23 protein-coding genes are annotated in these 22,654 nt (G+C 43.7%); 17 read left to right on the top strand and 6 right to left on the bottom strand.

What is annotated here, in order from left to right; genetic code table 11:
* The first annotated feature begins 4 nt into the window (after positions 1-4).
* Together AC50YO_RS21605 and AC50YO_RS21600 are read left to right on the top strand one after the other, a co-directional pair.
* Entirely contained in the window at positions 5-667 is a 663-nt protein-coding gene (locus tag AC50YO_RS21605) for a DnaA N-terminal domain-containing protein (RefSeq protein ID WP_494850254.1), read from the top strand.
* A 338-nt stretch (positions 668-1,005) separates the two neighbouring features.
* Positions 1,006-2,283, top strand: a complete 1,278-nt coding sequence (locus AC50YO_RS21600) for a hypothetical protein (RefSeq protein ID WP_494850253.1) — start codon at positions 1,006-1,008, stop codon at positions 2,281-2,283.
* Positions 2,284-2,616: 333 nt separating this feature from the next.
* Here AC50YO_RS21600 and AC50YO_RS21595 read toward each other — a convergent pair whose 3' ends face one another.
* On the bottom strand, positions 2,617-4,047 hold the full coding sequence (locus AC50YO_RS21595; RefSeq protein ID WP_494850252.1) for a hypothetical protein: 1,431 nt from the start codon (positions 4,045-4,047) through the stop codon (positions 2,617-2,619).
* A gap of 303 nt (positions 4,048-4,350) precedes the next feature.
* On the opposite strand from AC50YO_RS21595, the gene AC50YO_RS21590 reads away from it, so the two are divergent.
* From AC50YO_RS21590 to AC50YO_RS21545, 10 genes are all read left to right on the top strand, one after another.
* Positions 4,351-4,947, top strand: a complete 597-nt coding sequence (locus AC50YO_RS21590) for a recombinase family protein (protein ID WP_494850251.1) — start codon at positions 4,351-4,353, stop codon at positions 4,945-4,947.
* Positions 4,948-5,259: 312 nt separating this feature from the next.
* A complete protein-coding gene (locus AC50YO_RS21585) occupies positions 5,260-5,640 on the top strand; it encodes an ATPase, T2SS/T4P/T4SS family (protein ID WP_494850250.1) in 381 nt (126 codons plus the stop codon).
* Positions 5,633-6,502 carry a type II secretion system F family protein gene (locus AC50YO_RS21580; RefSeq protein ID WP_494850249.1) on the top strand — a complete coding sequence of 290 codons (870 nt, stop codon included), beginning with the start codon at positions 5,633-5,635 and terminating at the stop codon, positions 6,500-6,502. The genes AC50YO_RS21585 and AC50YO_RS21580 overlap by 8 nt, the downstream gene beginning before the upstream one ends.
* Before the next feature lie 14 nt (positions 6,503-6,516).
* A complete protein-coding gene (locus AC50YO_RS21575; RefSeq protein WP_494850248.1) occupies positions 6,517-7,386 on the top strand; it encodes a type II secretion system F family protein in 870 nt (289 codons plus the stop codon).
* Positions 7,387-7,419: 33 nt separating this feature from the next.
* Positions 7,420-7,605 carry a Flp1 family type IVb pilin gene (locus AC50YO_RS21570; protein WP_494850247.1) on the top strand — a complete coding sequence of 62 codons (186 nt, stop codon included), beginning with the start codon at positions 7,420-7,422 and terminating at the stop codon, positions 7,603-7,605.
* A 1-nt stretch (position 7,606) separates the two neighbouring features.
* Entirely contained in the window at positions 7,607-8,299 is a 693-nt protein-coding gene (locus tag AC50YO_RS21565) for a hypothetical protein (protein WP_494850246.1), read from the top strand.
* On the top strand, positions 8,296-10,563 hold the full coding sequence (locus tag AC50YO_RS21560; RefSeq protein ID WP_494850245.1) for a TadE/TadG family type IV pilus assembly protein: 2,268 nt from the start codon (positions 8,296-8,298) through the stop codon (positions 10,561-10,563). The genes AC50YO_RS21565 and AC50YO_RS21560 overlap by 4 nt, the downstream gene beginning before the upstream one ends.
* The gene (locus tag AC50YO_RS21555; protein ID WP_494850244.1) at positions 10,529-11,491 is read left to right on the top strand and encodes a hypothetical protein; all 963 of its coding nucleotides are present in this window, start codon (positions 10,529-10,531) and stop codon (positions 11,489-11,491) included. Before AC50YO_RS21560 ends, AC50YO_RS21555 begins: the two co-directional genes overlap by 35 nt.
* The gene (locus tag AC50YO_RS21550) at positions 11,488-12,003 is read left to right on the top strand and encodes an A24 family peptidase (RefSeq protein ID WP_494850243.1); all 516 of its coding nucleotides are present in this window, start codon (positions 11,488-11,490) and stop codon (positions 12,001-12,003) included. The genes AC50YO_RS21555 and AC50YO_RS21550 overlap by 4 nt, the downstream gene beginning before the upstream one ends.
* Positions 12,004-12,022: 19 nt before the next feature.
* Entirely contained in the window at positions 12,023-13,555 is a 1,533-nt protein-coding gene (locus AC50YO_RS21545) for a DUF6382 and FHA domain-containing protein (RefSeq protein ID WP_494850242.1), read from the top strand.
* A gap of 80 nt (positions 13,556-13,635) precedes the next feature.
* Here the strand turns inward: AC50YO_RS21545 and AC50YO_RS21540 are convergent, their stop codons facing one another.
* From AC50YO_RS21540 to AC50YO_RS21520, 5 genes are all read right to left on the bottom strand, one after another.
* Entirely contained in the window at positions 13,636-14,547 is a 912-nt protein-coding gene (locus AC50YO_RS21540; protein WP_494850370.1) for a TIGR01777 family oxidoreductase, read from the bottom strand.
* A 16-nt stretch (positions 14,548-14,563) separates the two neighbouring features.
* Positions 14,564-15,067, bottom strand: a complete 504-nt coding sequence (locus tag AC50YO_RS21535) for a LytA/YqiH family protein (RefSeq protein WP_494850241.1) — start codon at positions 15,065-15,067, stop codon at positions 14,564-14,566.
* A 144-nt stretch (positions 15,068-15,211) separates the two neighbouring features.
* The gene (locus tag AC50YO_RS21530) at positions 15,212-15,649 is read right to left on the bottom strand and encodes a DUF2621 domain-containing protein (protein WP_494850369.1); all 438 of its coding nucleotides are present in this window, start codon (positions 15,647-15,649) and stop codon (positions 15,212-15,214) included.
* Positions 15,650-15,890: 241 nt separating this feature from the next.
* A complete protein-coding gene (locus AC50YO_RS21525; protein WP_494850368.1) occupies positions 15,891-16,397 on the bottom strand; it encodes a DUF3231 family protein in 507 nt (168 codons plus the stop codon).
* Between the two features lie 156 nt (positions 16,398-16,553).
* On the bottom strand, positions 16,554-16,865 hold the full coding sequence (locus AC50YO_RS21520; protein ID WP_494850240.1) for a WGxxGxxG family protein: 312 nt from the start codon (positions 16,863-16,865) through the stop codon (positions 16,554-16,556).
* Positions 16,866-17,128: 263 nt separating this feature from the next.
* On the opposite strand from AC50YO_RS21520, the gene AC50YO_RS21515 reads away from it, so the two are divergent.
* The 5 genes from AC50YO_RS21515 to AC50YO_RS21495 all read left to right on the top strand — a co-directional run bounded on the left by AC50YO_RS21515 (position 17,129) and on the right by AC50YO_RS21495 (position 22,424).
* Positions 17,129-18,259, top strand: coding sequence for a deoxyribonuclease IV (locus AC50YO_RS21515; protein WP_494850239.1), 1,131 nt, complete (start codon positions 17,129-17,131; stop codon positions 18,257-18,259).
* Positions 18,260-18,314: 55 nt separating this feature from the next.
* Positions 18,315-19,208: a formyltetrahydrofolate deformylase gene (gene purU / locus AC50YO_RS21510; RefSeq protein ID WP_494850238.1), complete on the top strand. Its 894-nt coding sequence runs from the start codon at positions 18,315-18,317 to the stop codon at positions 19,206-19,208.
* 165 nt (positions 19,209-19,373) lie between these two features.
* A complete protein-coding gene (gene tkt / locus AC50YO_RS21505; RefSeq protein WP_494850237.1) occupies positions 19,374-21,392 on the top strand; it encodes a transketolase in 2,019 nt (672 codons plus the stop codon).
* Positions 21,393-21,409: 17 nt separating this feature from the next.
* Complete coding sequence (gene ppnP / locus AC50YO_RS21500) at positions 21,410-21,727, top strand: pyrimidine/purine nucleoside phosphorylase (protein ID WP_494850236.1); 318 nt, start codon at positions 21,410-21,412, stop codon at positions 21,725-21,727.
* A gap of 175 nt (positions 21,728-21,902) precedes the next feature.
* Positions 21,903-22,424 carry a DUF420 domain-containing protein gene (locus tag AC50YO_RS21495; RefSeq protein ID WP_494850235.1) on the top strand — a complete coding sequence of 174 codons (522 nt, stop codon included), beginning with the start codon at positions 21,903-21,905 and terminating at the stop codon, positions 22,422-22,424.
* The last annotated feature ends 230 nt before the right edge of the window (positions 22,425-22,654 follow it).

Here is a 22,654-nt window from a genome sequence, read left to right as displayed (position 1 = left end):
CGATATGGCGGAATTTAATGACGATAGAAGCAAAAAGACTCACGAGAACTTCGAAATAATTTTGCCCCGATTGTGGGAGAAAGCTAGGGAAAACGAACTCAAATTGAAATCAGAATATATAACGACTCTTCACACAAAACTTCTTGATGAAATCAAAACACTGATTTCAAAACCTTCTTTTGACACATGGTTTAGTGGACTCAGCATTGAAGATATACAGGAAGATAACAGCATCGTTCTCGGAACCAAAACAACATTAACGAAAGAATGGCTAGAACAGCGGTACTTGTCGTTAATCGAGAACTCCCTCAAAACCGTTACTAACATTGATTTCAAGGTTTATATTGTTCTTAGAAGTAATGAGAATGGCGAGAGAAAGATTGAGGAACCATTTACAATTGAGCAATGCACAAAGTGTAATTGCAATGACTTAAAGGGCAAGAATTTAGAAATCCCCTTTGAACTCGGGGGAATCGTGAGTATCACTGTCGAAGGCTTCTTATGCTCTAATTGTGGCGCTGAATATTATTCAGATGTATTTAAAGATGTGATGAGATTATTAAAGCGAAGAGATATTGAACGCCGAATAAATCCAATGCACCTACAATCAAAGGAATACAAAATATCATCGGCGAGAGCGGCAAGAGATGATGATGAAAATGGTTGATTGAAAGTTCAAAATGAAGACCACTTCAATTTACGAAGTGGTCTTCTTGTTTAAGTTCAATATCTGAGATTTTTTTGTTTTATGACTCTCATAAATGCAAATGAGAATCGTAGGAGACATATCGAAAAAAATTAAATTATGCTCCTTTAATGACACTTTGCGGAAATCGAATATAGTGCTAATATGAAATACCCCAAAATGTATTTAATATGTCCGACCAATATCCCTTAACATCATTTTAAATATACCAAAACAATAATTTTAACTGCTAACCTATTCGAGTTCAATGAGATAAGGATTTCAAATAAATTTCTAGAGAATACAAGGAGATGATACAAATGTCCCAAAAGGTATCTAGTATGTCCGACCAATATCCCTTAACGCTTGATAATCACGCTAAAAACATCAATATTCACACTAATAACATTCAAGACATTATTGATAAAAATATCGAATCATTACAAGGTAAAGTACAATCACAGAGTATCTGTTTGTACAACATGTATGAAGTAAATGATTATCTCAAAAGCCAAGACCTGAGAACATTCTTAGGTGTAGCACCAAGCGGAAACTTCTGTGATATTTTTCATTATGATGCTGATTATAGTTCAAGTATCTTCATGAGCAAAAGTAAACAATTCATGTATAAATGTCACAGCGAAAGTCATCCGTTCTTAGGAACAATCATTCAGATTGTCGAAAGGCTATTAAAATGTAGCATTGTCGAAGCCGAAGACTTTCTTATCCAAGTTTACAATATTGAATTGAATGAAACAGAAATACAAAAGCAAATGAAACGAACTCTGGACGCAAATAAAAGGTTATTGAAGTCTAAAGAACTAGATAAGATGTATCCTCATTTTCACAAAGTAATCAAGCCATACATTAATGACTTGTACATTCTGTTTGACATGATAAAAGAGAACTTGCCTAATGGAAGTAACCCTCATATCATGTTCTATCATTCAATAAGGAAAATAGCAAAGCATCTGCGAATGTCGGCAGATACAGCAAGCAGAAGAATGAGCCTGTTTGCTCTGCTTGAATTGATACTCAAACTAGATGATGAAAGTATTCCAGAAGATTTGTTACAAAGTCTTAGGCAATGGCAGAAGGACAATGGATATCCGTATCGTAGCACAGTCTATGGTATTCCAAGCTACTCCTACGACCTGTTAAGCGTGATTGATGCAAAATGCAAGAAATATATCGACAATGGAATGACAACAAAGACAATAAGCTATGAAGGCTTCTGCAGAAGTTTCGGAATAGATGAAGCAAATAGTGCATTTCCACAAGACAAGAATAAAGAGATTACTGAACTGAACGATATTGTTTCAAAAAAATTTGAAAAAACGCTTATTCATCTAATCAAAGAGCAAGGCTATACGACAGAGAAGCAAGTGCTTAATGAAGTCAAGCTGTACTTTAGAGGACAACAACGATACAAGCAGGAACAATTCAAGCGTTGCCTGTCTGAAATCATAGACAAGTATTGCTTGCAACTAGTTAGAGTAGATAAGATGCTAAAAGGAAAGCTAGGATTGCAAGGTAATGGCTATCCAAAAGTAATCATGTTTGAAGATGACTTGAAGCAAATGAGATTGTTACATTGATAGTAAAGGTTAGAAATAAATCAAAAAACGAAAGTGAGTTACTTACATGTTATATATATTGGATGGTGATATTAAAGAAATTAGAAAGCATCTTTGGGCTTTCTTATGTCCAATTTAAGCCAATTGAATGCCTGTACAGGGCATTAAGTATTGTCAACTGAGACCTCATGAGTAAAAAGTCAAAAAGCCCTGTTATTGACTCCTAGGGCTTCTTGTTATGGATAAAATACGAGTTTCATTTAGACTCACTCATCAGCGAGTGTATTTGTCAAAAAACAGACCATTCTTCTAGATGCACTCGAGTGTTATTTGTTTCACAAATAGGCTTGTGACCTACAGATTGGTGTCTAATTTTGGGTCACAAATACAATCGTTAAGTATCTTCAAAACCTCACTGTAATCATTTAAATCGACATTCGGAACATTCGTTATTTTAGCTTTGTTTTTACAAATTATCCGTTCGCATCTTGTTTTAAAACTATAGCCATTCATTCTAGATGCAGAATTAGACCTTGATTGCATACTTGATTCTAATTCAACGAGTGCATAATTTATGTTTCCAATACACTCGCTATCCCATTCCAAATAGTTTAAACAGAGTTCAACATATTCAGATTCTTTAGACTGAAACTTACTATAGTTATCATATTGTGAACCTGCGTCTGTCTTAAAGAACCAAGACGATACTTCAAAAATATATTTTTTGAACACATTGTTACTGTTAAGTATCCACAAATTTCTTTTATTTTGTTCAAAAGAATCAATTAACTCAATGGTACGGCTATTTACGATTTTATTAACGTCTACATATTCTCTATAATTGTCTAAAGTTTCGACTAAAAGAACCCAAAAGGTTTTCCTTGAATTATAAAGATAATCATAAGCAAAGCGTAACCAATTTGATAATTCGTCCACAATAAATTTCGGTTTGAGCGATACGGACATTTCAAGCAAGTATGGGAAATAGTTGTAGAAGTTAAAGAAAAGTGTCACATCACTTGAAATCGCTTCTACTATGCCATCCCGAATATTTTCATGACTCGATTCTAATATATCTCTCCAATATTTTGAGTTTTCATCATTCACCAAGTCCCCTCTTTCAGTCTTCATTAGGTTTTCAAATAGTTTTTGAAAGAAGTCTTTAGAATTATTATGACAAATCACATGTACATCATTCATTATTGTGTTTACTGTCTCTGGGTTTACTATCTCTGGAAATCTATAGAATTTATACGCATTTTCTAATTCCCTTAATAAGTACTCCTCGCCACCAAGAACATAAAATTTACTTAAATTATCAATCATATAGTTCCAGAAACATTCTACTGTTGAACTATCAATTGTTACTTGTCTTTTTGCATGAGCGCAATCATTTCTAATAATTTTCCAGTTATTATAAGCTGTTTTAACCTGTTCCCCATTTGTAAAATGTAAAATTCCAATAGGCTTTTTAATATTTTTATCTACACAAGATGCTTCTACAATTGTATTTAAGTGACTTTCCCAACCATCATCATCTTCTAATTTTTTTATAATTTCACATTCCCAAAACTTTGGGTTAGGATTAGAAAGTTCTTTGCCATAAGTACATTCCAAAATTCTATTTCTAATTGTCGTTTTAAAGGAGAGATATGACATAATAAAAGCAGACTTATATGCTCCAATTTTGTAGCAACGCACAGATTCCTCAAAAAATTCATTGGCAGGGTCTGATTTCTTAAAAGGTTTCGTTTCCTCAACCCATGTTTCAATTCGTAGTTTCATATATAATTACCCCCAAATATAGTAATTTCGTATGCAATAAAGGTACATCTATTTACCCTCAAAGTAAATACATGTCGAATAATGAAACTCTTTCGAATTCTACCTGAATGTGCCTACAAATGTATTACCAAAAATAATACCGTCCATCCATAGGCTTTCTGAATAGTCTAGAAGTTTCGACTTTTGCTCTATCGTAAATATAGTTTAAAAGTCTAAAACATCTGTACTTGAAATCGTCCAAAAGATAGTCTAGAATATTTAGTATAGAAGATTATAAACATCTAGACGATAGGGGGGATTACAATGACAATGTACGGATACGCTAGAACATCGACTGTTGGGCAGGACAATGGACTAGAGACTCAGAAACAACTTCTTAAAGAAGCAGGGTGCGCTAATATTTATCATGAGCAAGTGACTGGAACATCTACAGAGAAGCGTTCTGCATTGAAGGAACTATTAGAAGCAATGTCAGAAGGTGATACGCTTGTTGTAACCAAGATAGACCGTCTAGCCCGTTCTATCATCGACCTGAACAATATCGTCAACGACTTGCTTGCAAGAGGCATCAATGTAAAGTTCTTAAAGGACAATTTACATTTTGAAGCTGTTGAGAAGGCTAGTCCTTTGCAATCTCTTATGTTTAACATGCTAGGCTCATTCGCACAATTCGAGAGAGATTTAATAGTAGACCGCACAACAGAAGGCAGAGAACGTGCTAAAGCTAAAGGTACTCATATGGGGCGTCCTGCTAAGGATGCAAATGACATCAAACGTGCATTGAGACTTTACGCAGAGAGAGAGTCTAATAGCCTGACAGTAAGTGAAATTATCAAGACCACTGGCATACCTAAAGCTACATTGTATGCTGAACTAAAGAAACTACAGAAGTCAAAGTAGTTCCATATAGATTGAATGTGAAGCCCATCATAGAATGATGGGCTTCTAGTTTTTTTCAGTGATAATGAAGCGGGCAGAGATTCACCCGTAATTTACTACATTTAAGATATACACATGAGGATTAAGATATGAGGGGGGGTGGTTGACAGGGGAAGTGCAATTAGAGTGAATATGGAATGGGCGTACACTTCCATGCTAAAACCCTGTCAGAAGATTTTACGATACGAATACTCTTTTCATTTTTTCGTCCCTTAGTCAGCTATACCCCTTTAATGTTTGTATTTGTCCTATTATATAGACGTACTACAGGCTATGAACACAGGGCATCAGGGGAGCATGTCAACGGGGCATGGGAACGGGGCATGTGATATGCTCGCCCGCCTAGAGACGATGGTGCTGAGCGGCGCGGATATGCCGGTTCAGGTGATTCGGCACCAGATTGCTTCGGCGCTCGATATCGTCGTTCACTTGTCCAGATTCCGTGACCATTCACGACGCGTGACAGAAATAAGCGAGATTACTGGGGTAGAGGGAGGGGAGATTATGGTGAAGCCGCTCTTCAAATTTGCTGAGGAAGGGGAAAGAGAAGGCAAGGTGATTGGCTCTTTAAGACGTACAGAGCATGTCTTGCATAACAGGGAGAAGCTGCTCATGGCAGGGTTCCAGGGAGATGGAGCTCGCTCTTATGAATGAGTTAATGAAGCAAGGGAAGGGAAAGCCAGCCTCTCGATTCAATAGAATGGGAGCATCACTATTAGCTTGGTGCGGGTGGCGCAATGAGTATGGGGTGCCGAGAAGAACCAGCCCTTCTTCATTAGTCGATTACGACGAATATCAATTATCGGGCAAGCAGTTCATTATCGCAGCCTTAATGGGATATGCCACTCTATTAGCAGCTGTATACCTCATCTATCATTCTATTATCGTCTCTGCTATACTGGCTAGCGCTGGAATCTATGTACCCAGATTATTACGGGATTCGCTGCTGCAACGGCGCAAACAACGATTAAAGCTGCAATTCAAAGAAGCGCTATACTCGCTTACCTCGTCACTTGCGGCAGGAAGGTCTGTTGAGAATGCCTTTGCGGCTGCGTTAGATGACCTAAAGCTCCTTTATCCTGATGCCAGGACCGAGCTGCTACATGAATTTCAAATTATTCAATATCGTCTCAATAGCGCAGAGCCTTTGGAGCAGGCCTTACAGAATTTCGCGCTTCGAGCCCATATTGAGGATATTATGCAATTCTCCGATGTGTTCGCTGCTTGCAAGCGAGCTGGCGGAGATTTGGTAGAAGTGATGAAGCGGACTTCACAGACAATTGGGGAAAAGCTTGAGGTTCAGCAGGAGATTATGGTCATGCTCTCCCAAAAGAAATTTGAGGCGCGTATTATGATGGCCGTTCCTTTCGTATTTTTGGCCTTTTTAAGTATAGCTGCGCCAGACTATATGGAGCCGTTGTATGAAGGTATAGGCTATCTGATATTAACAGTGGGACTGGCTGTATTGGTGCTGTGCTTTTGGTTCATCCATTCCATTATGAATATACGGGTTTGACGAGGAGGATCATAGTGGCCGCAGTCCCTGCTCTATTAAGCATTGTATGGTTAGTGCTCATTGATTGGCGTACGCTGCAACATTTAATTACTGGGATAAGAGGATGCAAGCATGCGGAGCATTATGATTTCAAAAAAGAACTATTCGTAAACCCGTTTGATAGCTTACTGCAGAGAAACGGGATGTATGAGCAATTACAGCTATTATTAAGCAGCCTGCATGTTAAGCAAGTACTATTGCGAGGCATAGATTGGCAGTTGGGTCAGACAAAGCGGCTTCTGGCCGAGTCTATCGGCTATGGCTACCTATCCTTAACCTGCTGTTCCTTATTGGCCTGGCTTGGACAAGAGCCGCTGCTGCTTGCTATGGGGTTGCTATTGAGTATTGCTCTGCCCGTTCGAACTTTTATTGAAGCAGGCCGCCAAGTAGAGAGAAGGAAGCAAGCAATTATATTAGAGCTTCCAGAGGCGTTAAGCAAGCTCATGCTACTAGTCGGTGCAGGCGAGACCGTCATTCAAGCGTTGTCTCGTTGCCTTGAAGGGAAAGACAACCAGAAGCATCCGCTATACAAAGAATGGAGCAGATTGATTCATGCTTTGAGTAATGGAGAATCTTTTAGTACGGTCATTGAAAGGTTTAATCGGAGCTGCTCTGTACAAGAGGTGTCGATCTTTACGACCGTATTGCTGCTCAATTACCGGAGGGGCGGAGAGCATTTCGTACTGGCTCTGCGAGAGCTCTCGTATACGTTATGGGAGAAACGAAAGGCGATAGCTCGAATACGCGGCGAAGAGGCTTCATCGAAGCTGGTTTTTCCGCTCGTTGGAATATTGCTGGTAATGATGGTATTTGTGGCTGCGCCAGCGATGCTCTTAATGTCTTAAATTAGGAATAGATAAGAGAGGATGAATAGGTGAATGGAAAAGATGAGGAGAGCAGCGAGATCCTTTTGGCGCTCGGAGAGTGGTCTAGGCACCTTGGAAATTATATTGATAATTGCAGTGGTCATTATTATTGCGCTGTTATTCAAGGACTGGATCATCGCGCTGATTGAGCGCCTTATGGGGAATGCCGATGCCAAAGCAGATGAGATTTTTACCTAGCATGCGGTTTTTGGAGAGGCTGAGACAAGAAAGAGGCAGCTTCACGCTTGAATCGACCTTTGTTTTCCCCCTGCTATTATTTCTTATTTTTACGTTTCTATTATTCAGTATGGTGATCTATCAGAAGGTTGTCCTTTATTATTCGGCTGCCATTACAGCAGAACGGGCTGCATTCAGTTGGGATAACAGCTATCGGAACCCGCGCAATGGAATGCTTGCAGACAGGCAGTATGACGGCTTGTATTGGCGATTGAATGATGACTATTTATTGGGCTCTTTGTTAGGTCTGGATCAAGCATCATCTGGAATTAAGCTGACTATTCCGAGGCTGGAAGAAGGACAAGGCTTGGTTCAGCGCAAGCTATTCGGCGCTTCCCAGTGGATAGGCAATACAGAAAAACAGCCATTTACAGGCGATATTCAATATGCTCGAGGGGTGCTTAGCAAAGCGGTTCAAGTAAGGCTTAAGCAGCCTTTGACGATTGAACCTTTACAGAAGCTGCTTCGTGTAGGAGAACCTGCTTCAGCTGCGAGAGCTGCTATTGTAGATCCCGTTGAATTTATTCGCACCCTGGATACCGTTCGTTACTACAGCTTCAAGCTTGCTAATTCCAATAGCGTCTCTACCAAGGAACAGGCCTCTCAAGTGCTGTTGTCTTATGCAGAGCGTTCGACCAAGAAGAACTTGAAATGAGGGAGAATTCCTTGCTTGCCAGAGCTGAACGTGTAAGTCGGAGATTCGTCAAGCGAAGTGATGGGGCAGTAACGGTCTTTGCAGTAATTATATTGTCAGTGCTGCTGCTCTTTGTCTCTGTTCTGATTGATTATGCTAGAATCGCGGTGCTTCACAAGATGACGGAGGATGCTGCCCGCTCAGGGGTGCGCTCCGTTCTCTCTGCTTATGATGCCAGATTATATGAACGCTATGGCTTATTTGGCAGAGGGGGAACAGATTCAGACAGCATTTATGCAAGAGTAGTCCAATCCAATATAGAAACGGCAGATTCCTTTTCAAGAGAGCAATTACGCTTTGTTCAGCCTGATATTATAGCTGCACATACGAATACAGCCGAGGTGCTGGGACAGCATGGGGTTTTTATTCGACAAGTACTTGAGGATATGAAGTATAAGGCTCCTATTGATTTCACATTGGAGCTAGCTTCCAAGTTTGCTCCTACCGCCAGCACAATGAAGGAAGCTGCTGTAACGGTCAATCTGTTGGAGAAGCTGAGAAAGCTATATATGCAACGTGAGGCTCGGCTGGCAGCTGTGTTGAAGCTTCAAGAGCAAGCAGCTTATTCGTTGCGGGATAGTGAGTTGGCAGCATTGCTCCCTGCTCCATCATTCAAATCACCAGCTAGCGATAATGCCCTTCAACTGGCACGTGAATATGGAACCTATGCGGGATGGGTACTCCATGATCAGAAATTGCTCGAGCGAGGCAAGTCCCCTGAGCATGTGAAGGAGATCGAAGAGTACGAGGACAAGGGAAAGAGAATGATTGCTAAGCTGACCAATGTTATAGAGCAAGTAGTGCAACGGCATGAGAAGCTGCAACTGCAGGCAGTTCAAGAGCTTGAAGCAGCACGATTATTGAATGAAGAGATGAAAAGAATCGAGCAGGAGGCCATTCACTCCCCTTTATATGGCGATTATGATCGGGTGTCTGGCAAGGAAGTGACAGACTCAGAAGTGTATCAGATGAATGGTGAGGAACTTGCTTCTGAATTGAAAGAAATCCAACAATCTGCAGGTCAGCTTATTATTACGGACAATTGGTTTGAGGAGTACAGAGCTGAGCTATTGGATCAACTCGCTGCTTATAGCTCTCTTGGCAGAGGGATAACAAGCTTTATAGAGAACCTTACTGCCGGAATGAAGCAGCCTGATCCGCTCAAGCAGTCATTGGCAGCGGATGTGAGTGCTATGCAGACAGCCTATGAACAGTATAAAACCGACTATTTGGACGCAGGATCGGTATTCCACAGACGGGACAAGCAGTTGAACAATAAGGAGATTAACGACCTGAATCGTGAGCAGGAAGCAAAGGCAGATTCTCTCTGGGGACAAGCCCGCGCTCTGCTGCTGGGCCTCAAATCATCTTCAGGGACAGAGGAGCAGCAAGACAGCTTTGCACAAGTAGAAAGGAGATATAAGGCGAACCTGCTATTCAATGAAGCTGGCGGATCTGTAGAGGATGAAGCAGCGAATAGCCAACATATTCCGGCAGATGCAAATGATGCAGCAGCCTTTTCAACGGCTGTTATAGGAGGGATATTTACCGGGCTGGCCAATATGCTCGAACAAACGCGGGACAACGTCTATTTATCCGAGTACACGCTTCAGCGCTATTCTATATTTGCTCCCGAGCGCTTACGGGCATTGCTGAGGAAAGGAGATAAGGCTGAGTTGCAGCAGGCAGCGACTTTCGCCAATCAGGAAGTAGAGTACATTATTTATGGTTTCCATCATCCTACTGCCAATCTCGCAGCTGCTTATGGCGAATTGTTGGCTGTTCGAATGGCGATCCGAACAATGGAGGGTCTTGTGACATGCAGAGGAGCAGGGCATCCTTTACTTATTTTATCTTGTTCGTTGGTCTATGCTTTGGAGAAAACGATCGAGGATATGATTGCTTTTACGGAACGCGGAGCCGCTCCGCTATCCAAGTATGTGAAGGTGGACGTTACTTATACCGATTATTTGCGTTTATTTATGCTCGTTCATGGAGGAGCGGCGAGCCCGCAGACAGCTGCAAGAATGATAGCAGCTATTGAGCATAATGGGAGCGTCACGTTGTCGGGTGTTCCTACAGCAGTTACTGGAGAAGTGCAAGCGGCCGCTAATCTATGGTTTCTTCCTGGTGCGATGCGAGCACTGGGGAAGCTTGGCTTATTGCAGGGAAAGGTTGATAAAGGCCGATATGAAACGTCGCAAACGGTTGGTTGGTCGTATTAGCCTTCATCGAACAGATGAGCGAGGCAGTATTGTATTGGAAGCAGCGCTTGTTATGCCGCTGCTTCTCCTTGTGCTTGTTATGTTCATTATCATGATTCGCCTCTGTGCGGTTCAAATGGCGTTGCAGTCTACAGCCTCTCAAAGCGTTCGGCAAATCGCAGCTCATATTCATCCAGCCGATTTGGCTGTACAGCAGTCTATGCCTGCTGCTCCTACCGCTTTTTCTCCAGTGAATCTGCCGATGTCGAAGTGGACTGAACTAGCAGCAGAAGCAGCCTCCTGGCTGCCCGATCCAGCTGGCGCGGTTGCATCTGCGGCATTGCGGGGCGATTGGCAGCCGCTCGTGGATGCCGCAGCAACCGAGCTGGGAAGAACAGCTGTTGAGCCATTGCTTCGGCAGTTTGCTGATCAAGCGATTCTTGAAAAGGATCTTATTAAGCTTAGTGGTCTGTCGTTGCCAGATTTGAAGAAGAAGGAAGAGCCCTATCTGACGATTATTGTTGAATATGAGTTTCCTATTCGTCTTCCTCTTCTTAATAAACGGATTGTATTGAGAGAGCAGGCCTCAGAACGGGTATGGATACATGATGCTAATGCGGCTGCGGACCAAGCATCCGATGATGAGGACGTAGTACCGATACAAATTATTTCAATTGAGCCTGCACCTCTGCGGCCGGGCAATAAGGCGACAGTTATTGCCCTTACTTTGCCGAATGAACCGGCCTCCCTCTCCGTAATGTACAAAAGCGGATCAAGCCAGGCTAAGCATTTGGGCGAAGCTATGGCAGATGATAATGGTTATGTCCAATGGACCTGGCTCGTATCAGGAAATACGACACCAGGCATATGGGAGCTGACAGCAGCTTCCTCGTCAGGGGAGAAGGTGTCTATGCATTTTAACGTAGTGAAAAAGGAGCAGGCTCAATGAATATATCACTAATTGCTGCTGCATTATTACTAGCTATTGCCTTGTATACGGATATGAGATGGATGATCATTCCTAACCGGCTAACAGTACCGTTCTTTCTCATAGGCTGTCTCTATCAACTCTTAATAGATGGCTGGTCAGGCGGTATTTATGCCATGGGAGGTGCGGCTGCAGGCTTCATTCCTTTATTGTTCCTGCATTTGGCGAGAGGAATAGGAGCGGGGGACGTCAAGCTATTTGGAGCAGTTGGAGCCTGGGTCGGGGCGATGGCTACGCTGCAATTAATGCTGTACGCAATCCTATATGCCGGCTTATTCGGATTGATTTTACTTATGATCAACAGACCTTTTGCCCAGCGAATGATAGTAGGCGTCAGCTCCTTATTCTTACATAGGTGGGTGGAAGGTAAAGAGGAAGGAAAGCAATGGGGTTCAACTGCGAACGTGACCTCGTTCCCATTCATGCTGGCTGTTGCGCCCGGTGCAATGACGGCTTGGGTATTTGCAGTTTAGATAGAACAGGAGGACGGCAATGTACAGAATTGATTTTGCAATGAATCGTGGTCACGAGATGATTGTGGATCGAGATAACGGAATAAGAAGAGAGGAGCTCGAGGAGGTAGAGCTGAACATGCTTAGGTCTAACCGCATCCCACATTTACTACCGCTCGAATGGTTCGAGTTAGATGGACGGGTGACCTTCCGTTACGCTCTATCTGGCAGGAGAATGCTTTCCCACCGATTGGCTATGCAATCCTTGACGATGGAGCAGTTCTATATGATGCTATTAGGCGTTGTTGAAGCTTTGGATGAATGCAGGCATTATATGCTGCGGCCAGAGGGCTGCTTGCTTGATGATCAGTATCTATTCATTGGAGAGCAATGGAATGATATTTGTATGGCGTATATTCCATTAAAGCAATCAGAGCAATCGATTGCTGGAAACGCTAATTTATTATCTTTGGTTGTCCGCTGGACAGCACATATTAGCGCTATTCACGGAGTTGGACTTCAACGCCTGCTGCAGTTGCTGAACCAGAGTAATTGGCCGCTTGCAGAATTGCGATTGGCATTGCTTGAATTGCTTGGCAACTCTATTACTGCTCCGATACTTCATGCCCCAGTGCCTGATAGCTCCCGTGTAGTTTTTGATGCTCCTCTGTCTTCTATACCATCTAAGACGGAGGAAGTGCGATCTTTAGCTTCATCTGATAGTCAGCCCTTATTTAGAGATGAATATATAGAGAAAGATGATCTCAAGGATGAGGAGAACACGCAAGAGGAAGGAGATCGAAAGCGCCGCTTGATCATGACGGCAATTCTAGTAATCGCTATAGTGATTGCTTGGAAATTTATTTACTTATCCTCTTATACAAAAAACAGCTTATTCATTAGTCTGGGTTTGACCTTATTATGTACGGCTGTACTTTTGTATATATGGACGAGGAGGGAGTCTGCTTCTCTTCTCATTACTAAGGATTGGAAGGATCAGGATTACGAAGAGAGGAACCCGGATTCTACTTATATCCGACCGCACTCTTCAGGCACAAGTGCAGCAACTATAGGTGCTGCAAGGACAAGTGTAGAAAGCAGCAAACAGGATATTTGGAATCATCTAGCTTATTCAGATTCGATACTGAATGAAGGACATGAGGAACAGGATAAATCGTTGGAGCAAGCAGATAGATTCCGCCCGTATCAGCAACAAGCAGATCAGACAGTATTGTTAGGCCAAACGAAAGAAGAATTAAATGGGAAGAGCAAAAGACTTGTTTTATATCGGGAGTGGGGTGGAAGCAGCGGCCCATTGTCTTGGCAAGGGGAGAGATTTACGATTGGGAGACTTGGCGAGCATGTGAGTTTTGAAGAAGAGGCACCAGGTATATCGAGGCTTCATCTGGAGATTGATCATTTGAAAGGAGTACTTCAAGCGAAGGATCTTGGTTCACGCAACGGCAGCATGTTGAATGGGCAAGTAATGATTCCCTATAAAGCCTATCCAGTCAACATAGGCGATATTATTCAGCTTGCTGGCAGAAGTGGTCCGAAATATGAGCTGAGGTGATATTCAAATAGAATATTAACCTACACACAACAGCTAAAAACACCAAATAGGCAGAGCTTTTGCAAGAGTTACTGATCCTTTTAGTGAGAAGTTTTATTCGTTAGCTCTGCGAGAGCACTGTGAATAGTGGGGTACCGGAATTCAAAGCCATGCTCAAGCGCCTTGCGAGGAGTTGCATATTGTCCATCCAGCAAGAGCGTAGATAATTCACCAAGCACGGTCTTCATTAGGAAAGCTGGTGTAGGAAACCAATGGGGCCTCCCGATTGCTTGACCAAGCGCACGGCCAAATGCATCATTCGTTACAGGCTCTGGAGCCGAAGCGTTAACAGGGCCTTGTATATGTCGATTGTCCAAGCAAAATAGAATGAGATTGACGATATCTGCCAAATGAATCCAAGACAGCCATTGCGCACCGCTGCCAAGACGACCGCCTGCGAATAATCTATGAGGTAAGGCCATTAAAGGAAAAGCACCGCCTGCTTTGTTGAGCACGACGCCGACTCTTAGCTTCACAAGCCGATCGACGGCGATACCATCTGCGGCCTTCTCCCATTGCTGAACAACTTGCGAGAGGAAATCAGTCACGACGGTAGGGCTGGACTCATCGAATTTTTTTGTTAATGAACTTCCATACGCAGAAATACCGGAAGCGTTAACGACCACTTCCGGTTTCTGTGTGAGTTGTTGGATTAAGTTCGAAATACGGGCAGCAGCATCTAATCTGGAGTTTAGAATTCGTTGTTTAGCTGCTGCTGTCCAACGCTGATTGATCGATTCACCGGCTAAATTGACGATGCCGTCGATGCCATCAAGCGTATAAGGATGCTCAGCTAGCTTGTTCCAGGTAATGTAATGGAGTCTATCCTTATGATCGGAGCCTTTAGTATGCTCTGATCGCGAAATGACCCACACCTCATCCCCTCGGTTATGCAAGGCTTGCACCAATGCTTTTCCGACAAACCCAGTACCTCCAGTAACGGCAACCCGCATTTCGTTCACCCTTTATTTATTCTATTTTGTCCAGCTTCTTCAGCCAGAATTGAGTAACATCAGCATCTATTTTCTTCTCTGTATACTCGAACTTAATCTTGGAATCAGGCTCTAATTTGTTAAGCGTATCAGAGAGTTCATCTGTGAATTGCAAAGCCATTGGTCCGTCGCTAGTAATAACCTCAATGGAATGTGTATCCATCATACCGCTATATGTTCCCTCAGCTGTTTTCACAGCAGCATCGTCGTTTCCATTCGGCTTGTCTTTATCTGTAGCTTCAGGTGCAGCATTATCAGGTTCTGATACCCCGCTATTCGCATCGTTACCGTCTTCCCCCAGATTGCTGTCTCCTGGCGTCTCAACTGCATCGCCTGGTTGTTCCAATGATGCTCCCGGATTTGTGTTGTTCGGAGTCTTATTGTTACCATCTCCACATGCTGAAGCTGTCAGCATGATAGCTAGAAGAACGGCGCTCGTTACGACCAAGCGATTCTTCTTCTTACTCTTCGTTGTTGTCATAGTACAACCACCTCCTGCCTTTATATAACGAAAGCAAGCCGCATAAAGTTCCAAACGTTTTGTTAAGACGAATAGAAACCCTGAGTTTGCTTCCTACTAATTACACAGGATAAGCGGTACTCAAACAACAAAAAGAGCTATTCACTATTTGTTCAATAAATGCTTGTAGGGCGCGTAATCAATGCCTTTCCGATCGAGAAAAGTGACAAGGCTGCGATAATCCCGCTTCGGTGTTGCACGTATGTATCCTTCGATGCAATGCGCTTGTGTAACTTCTGTTGCTCCGTTATCTATAGCTACTTGCCCGATTCTGGCAGCAATGGAATGTTTGGCAATATCGCGGAAAGCAGTAGGAACGGGAGATACTAACTCATCGAGAAATTGCTTAGCCTCGTTCGTCCACATGCTGCGGCTGCGTTCGACCCAATAATTTTGCCAATCCAGCTTGGACTTGCCGTCACGTTGGGGCAGCACCTTGAGAAATTTGCGGAACATGAAGAAGCCGCCGATGGCCATTGCGCCAACCATTACAACAGCCCAAAATATAATGAAATACATAAACCAATCAGGAGTTGTTTTCATATCGACCTTCACCTCAGCAAGAATTATACCGTATTCCAAGATTTATTTCATTCCTAAAGATTTATTTCGATATTCCTTTGAAATTACCTTGATAAATAAGGTCTCAGATCATGCGTATGCCTCAAGCCGTATGGGGTCATACGTGTATTATTAATTTTTTCTTTTTATATGAATTTATAGAGTTTACGGAAAGAACAAGAGTGAATTAAAAAACCTGCCACTAAGGGCAGGGTGGATTCTATTATTCAGGTCGCTTAACTTGAAGCGGGGGTGGGATAAGCCAACCCTTTTCTTTATTTAACTCCAGTATCTTAACGCCTATTGCCGTTTTGGCAAGATGATATTTAGCAAATAGCGCACCAATATCTTCTCTAATGGACTGACCCATTGCTTGACTACAAGCTACCAGCCCTAATGCTGCGTCAGCCGCAATTTTAGCGGCAATTTCAGGATCAGAGAATCTTGCACCTGCTGGAATGTCTTCAAGTTTAACTGGCGGCCTTTCCGGCAATATTGGCGTAGGAGTTATCCCGTTTTCAGTAAGCAGAGTATCGAGTTCTTTAATCTCCAGCTTAGCTTGATCAATGAGAGCATCCAGTATTTTTTTTAACTCCTTATCACCAGCGTGGTTTAGGAATGCTTGGTAGCATGAAAGTGCTCCTTTAGCTACAGAAGAGGCTGTCCAAACACTAAATATTTCACCATAGTGCATAGGTTCTTCTTTAGGATTACCGCTTAAAATTCCCATTTCATATCGCTCCCTTAATTCTTGGTTTTGAACAAATTTAATATGCTCAACAACATAGAAATAATTCAGTGAAAAGGAGCAGTAGCTATAATCAATCATTTGTTTTAGTTCATTAAAGAACCCTCCCGTTAAATGGAGGGTTCATGAAAAAAGATTTTAGGTATGTTCTCTGTCGCGGCTTCTTAATCCGAACAAGCCTGCTAAGCCGAGTAAGCCGAGCCAGCCCCAATTGAAATCATTGTCGTCTGTTGCGGCATTTGCCCGGTAATTGTTCGCGTTGATCCCCCGATTATTGCGATCTGTATCATAACCATTCATTTGATGAGTATTCGTTGTACTGTTTGTTCCATATCCATTCATTGGATTGTTATTTAACGTTTCCATTTGGCTTGATTGCTCTGCAAAGGCTGGCATAGAAAGTGCGAAGGACAAAATTGCAATGAAAAACAGTGAACATAATGTTTTCATTTGAGCTAAAACCCCTTTTCAATTCGAATTTTGTACGCTTATAAGCTTCCCTTGAAAGAACGTACTTATTCTCTAATTGTCTTTTTCACCTCGTAAGCTGCTTTATTATGTGCCTTCGAAAAAACGCAATAAATTGACCTTCCGTATAAAACAAGGATTTTGATGCAATGAAGGTTTAGTTTGCGCAATGTTGGCCTTACTAGATTTATTTCGACATTCCTTGTAAAATAAGGTTTGATCAACCGAAAGGGGAGTTTAGAAGTATGTTGAAAATTGGTTCCCATGTTTCTTTTTCGGACAAAGGGCTGCTGACTGCGGCCAAAGAGGCAATATCCTATGGTTCGAGCTCATTCATGATTTATACCGGGGCACCGCAGAATACCCGGAGAAAGCCGATCGAATCTTTATATATTGAAGAAGGCAAAGCCGCAATGGGACAGGCCGGTATAAATGAGATTGTCGTACACGCACCTTATATAATAAATCTGGCCTCTTATAAAGAAGATACGTTCGAGCTTGCTGTGCGATTTCTTCAAGAGGAAATTCGCCGGACGCATCATATTGGCGTTAATAATATTGTTCTGCATCCAGGTGCTTTTACAGACAAGGACGCAGAGTACGGTATTTCCAGAATCGCCGAGGGCCTGAATGCAGTATTGGAAGGCACGAAGGAAACGACCGTGAATATTGCACTGGAGACAATGGCAGGCAAAGGCACAGAAATCGGCCGCAGCTTCGAGGAGCTGGCTGCCATTATAGATAAGGTTCAGTATAATGACCGTCTGACTGTATGTATGGATACCTGCCATATGCATGACGCCGGCTATGATTTGATCGGGAATCTGGATGGCGTTTTGAAGCATTTTGATGAAGTAGTTGGACTAAATCGTGTAGCCGTTGTTCACGTGAATGACAGCAAAAACCCGCAGGGGGCTGGCAAGGACCGCCATACGCCAATAGGCGCAGGATTCCTTGGCCATGAAGCGATCCAGAGAATCGTGCATCATGAAGCGCTTGCTGGACGCCCATTCATCTTGGAGACACCGTGGATTGGAAAAAATGATAAGACGCAGCGCCCGATGTATGAGGCGGAGATTGCTTTGCTGCGCGGCGACGCCATGGAGCGATTCGGACAAGACTTCTTCGATCACGTAGAGCGTCTGCATCATTTCTTCGGCAAGCTGGAAGTGGACCCTCGCATGTTCGTCCTCTCCACTTGGGAGATGCTCAAAAACGATGCGAAAGCCAAAAAAGCCGATCCTCGTGAGCCGATGGAACGCCTGTATGATCTGGTTGCAGCTGGTGATGCTCTTCCAACTGAGCTGACCGAGGAGCAAGTTAACCAACGGATTACAGCATGGTTCGCAGGCAAGCAGCTGCTGGTTACTGTCTAAGCCCTAACAGCAAGAAGCACACACAATTATATGTAGGAAGGGAAGTTTGACATAGATGTCGTCTTCAACCAATCAATTACAGCCGTCCGCTCCTATGAGCGGACGGGCACGCATGCTGATCTCCTGCCCGGACAGATCGGGAATCGTGGCAGCCGTGTCCCATTTTTTATATGAGCATGGCGCGAATATCGTACAGTCTGATCAATATACGATGGACCCGGAAGGCGGTATGTTCTTCATTCGCTTCGAGTTCGATCTGGCAGATATGGACAAGGAGCTTCCTATTCTGGTGGAGGATTTCGGCCGCGTAGCCGATCGCTTCGATATGAAATGGCATACGTTCCGTGCAAGCCGCAAGAAGCGTCTTGCGATCTTCGTATCCAAAGAGGATCATTGCCTGATGGAGCTGCTCTGGCAGTGGAAAGCCGGCGATCTGGATGCCGATATTTCAATGGTGATAAGCAATCATTTGGATATGAAGGAGATGGTCGAGTCCTTCGGCATTCCTTATCATCACATCCCGGTAACAGCCGATACCAAAGCAGAGGCAGAGCGCAAGCAGCTTGAGGTTGTAGCTGACAAGGCTGATCTTATCGTGCTTGCTCGCTATATGCAGATTATTTCTCCGAAATTTATTGAGCAATTTCCGAATCGCATCATTAATATTCATCACTCGTTCCTGCCAGCATTTGTTGGAGGTAAGCCCTATGCACAGGCGTATACGCGCGGCGTGAAGATTATCGGTGCTACTGCCCATTATGTAACGGAAGAGCTGGATGGCGGACCGATCATCGAGCAGGATGTTCAGCGTGTCAGCCATCGCGATAATGTAGTTGAGCTCAAGAGAATAGGCCGCACAATCGAACGTGTTGTACTTGCACGTGCTGTGAAGTGGCATCTTGAGGACCGTATCATTGTCCACCAGAACAAGACTGTCGTGTTTAATTAATCCCGAATCTGGACCCTCTCAGTCTCAATTATGATGGTAATATGGTAATGACCAGTTCGGAATGGTACAATATTCAAAGCTATTGCGCTAACTCACCTGCGCTATTGATAACGTTGAAGAGCACGAAAGACACAGCTTGATCAAAGGATCTTAGGAGGAAATGCAATGACAGTTACTCAGAAATCGATTGACCAGCTTTCGATAGACACGATTCGTACACTTGCAATTGATTCAATCGAGAAAGCAAAATCCGGACATCCCGGCATGCCGATGGGCGCCGCTCCAATGGGCTACCAACTGTTTGCAAAAAATATGACGCATAACCCATCGAACCCGACCTGGATTAACCGCGACCGTTTCGTATTGTCCGCAGGTCATGGCTCGATGCTGCTGTATAGCTTGCTTCATTTGTCCGGCTATGATCTGCCAATTGAAGAATTGAAAAACTTCCGCCAATGGGGCTCCCTTACACCGGGTCATCCGGAGTTCGGCCACACAGCTGGTGTTGATGCAACAACTGGTCCATTGGGACAAGGCGTTGCAATGGCAGTCGGCATGGCGATGGCAGAGGCTCAGCTGGCTGCTACATATAACAAAGAGAATTTCAAAGTGATTGATCACTTTACTTACTCTATCTGCGGCGATGGTGATTTGATGGAGGGCATCTCTCATGAAGCGGCTTCCTTCGCAGGCCATTTGCAGCTCGGTAAGCTAGTGGTGCTGTATGATTCTAATGATATTTCTCTAGATGGCGAGCTTAGCTTGTCTTATTCGGAGAGTGTACAGAAGCGGTTCGAAGGCTATGGCTGGCAAGTTCTTCGCGTAGAGGATGGCAATGACCTTAACGCACTTGCGCAGGCTGTATCGGAAGCGCAAGCTGAACTTAGCAAACCGACCCTGATTGAAGTGAAGACGGTTATTGGCTACGGCAGTCCCAATAAAGGCGGTAAAGGCGGTCACCTGGGTACGCACGGATCACCGCTCGGCGCTGACGAGACTAAGCTGACGAAGCAATTCTACGGCTGGTCCGAGGAGCATCAGTTCCATGTGCCGGATGAAGTATATGCACATTTCGCAGAAGTGAAGAAGAATGGCGAGCAAGCGAATGAGCAGTGGAATGCTTTGTTTGCTGCTTATAAGCAAGCTAATCCAGAGCTGGCAGAGCAATTCGAGAATGCAATCTCGGGTCAATTGCCTGAAGGCTGGGATGCTGATCTGCCTGCATATTCGACTGAGGACAAGCCATTGTCTACTCGTGTTGCATCGGGTAATGCACTTAACGGTCTAGCTGCTAAGAACCCTAATCTAGTTGGCGGTTCTGCTGACCTTGAGAGCTCGACAATGACGCATCTGAAAGGCCTGACTCAATTCAAGCCTGGCAGCTATGATGGCCGTAATATTTACTTCGGCGTTCGGGAATTTGGGATGGCTGCTGCAATGAATGGTATTACGCTGCATGGTGGACTGAAGGTATTCGGAGGTACGTTCTTCGTATTTACAGACTATCTGCGTCCTGCAATACGCTTGGCGGCACTGATGAAGCTGCCAGTAGTCTATGTACTGACTCATGATAGTATTGCAGTTGGCGAAGATGGACCTACGCATGAGCCAATCGAACAATTGGCTTCGATCCGTATCATCCCTGATTTGACGGTTATTCGTCCTGCTGATGCTAATGAGACATCTGCAGCTTGGGCTTATGCGATTGAGAATCAAGACAATCCGGTAGCGCTGGTGCTGACACGTCAGAACTTGCCGATCCTAGAAGGTACTGTATCAGGCGCTCGTGAGAATGTCGGTCGCGGTGCTTATGTTGTATCGGATGCTGCGAATGGTCAGCCTCAAGCTCAAATTATTGCGACAGGCTCCGAGGTTCAACTTGCGGTTGCCGCACAGCAAGCACTTGCTGAGGAAGGCATTCAAGTTCGTGTAATCAGCATGCCTAGCTGGGATCTGTTCGAGAAGCAGGATCAAGCATATAAAGATTCCGTATTGCTTCCAGAGGTGAAAGCTCGCGTTGCTGTTGAGATGGCCCATCCATTTGGCTGGGAACGCTATGTAGGTGACAAAGGCGTAATTATCGGTATCGATCGCTTCGGCGCTTCGGCACCTGGCGATCGCGTAATCAAAGAGTATGGATTTACCGTAGAGAATGTTGTAAGCAAAGTAAAAGCTGTACTATAGAGGAGAGCTGGACGAAGATGTCGCAATTCGATAATGTAACGGTGATTAAAGAAGCTAATGTTTACTTTGACGGTAAAGTAACAAGCCGTGCGGTGTTGTTCGCGGACGGTACGAAAAAAACGTTAGGCATCATGCTCCCTGGCGAATATGAGTTTGGCACGGATTGTGTTGAGATTATGGAGATTCTTGCTGGTGACCTGAAGGTTCTTCTTCCAGGTGAAACGCAGTGGCTGCATATTCAAGGCAAAGGCGAGTTCACAGTAGCTGCTAATACGAAGTTCAAGCTTCAAGTAACTGCGGTATCTGATTATTGCTGCTCGTATATTACGGAGTAATTATGGCATAGAAGGAGGGCTGTCCCATATGGGGCGGCCTTCTTTTTTTATGGAGAAATTCATGAAATTGATATGGAATAGTCAAGGTTTCGTGACATTCCAAGTAGAAACCGAATTGTTTTTGTCCACAAAATCGGATAAGGTGGAGATAGCCTCGTATAAAAGGAGAGTCCTAATGAAAGAACGTAATTACACCCCATTGATTGCTGTTTTATCAGTTGTGCTTGTTCTGATTATAACGGTATTGTTTTTCTTGCCGGCTTATGATGGAGAGCTTCATTTTGATGTTACGATCCTTCCGCTGCTCAATGCGATATTCAATTGTTTTACATTCATATCGTTAGTTGTAGCGCTAGTTGCCATCTTGAAAAAGAACGTTAAGCTTCATCGCCGTTTCATTGCCGCAGCTTTTACATCGACAACCTTATTTCTCGTCTCCTATGTCGCTTATCATTATTTGACAGAGTCGACCAAATATGGCGGGGAAGGTGTAATGCGCGGAATTTACTTCTTCGTATTGCTGACTCATATCCTATTAGCAATTGTCGTTGTGCCATTGGCGCTTTTATCGGTTGCACGCGGTCTGTCTATGCAGATTGAGAAGCATCGCCGCATTGCGAGATGGACGATGCCGATCTGGCTGTACGTCAGCTTTACAGGCGTTGTAGTGTACTTAATGATATCGCCGTATTATTAATAAATAAGGGGCTGTCCTAAAAGTCATGAAGATGATTTTTGGGACAGCCCCTTTATTTCAAAAGTAGTGTTATTTTTACAGGTAGAAGGAGGAACAACTCCAGGAACCGTAGGACCACTCCCATGAACCCATGAACCCATGAACCCATGAACCCATGAACCCATGAACCCATGAACCCATGAACCCATGAACCCATGAACCCATGAACCCATGAACCCATGAACCCATGA

This window comes from Paenibacillus sp. J22P59, assembly GCF_059383895.1.
The sequence above is the reverse complement of the archived record's forward strand: the minus strand, read 5'-3'. Positions and strand labels throughout refer to the sequence as shown.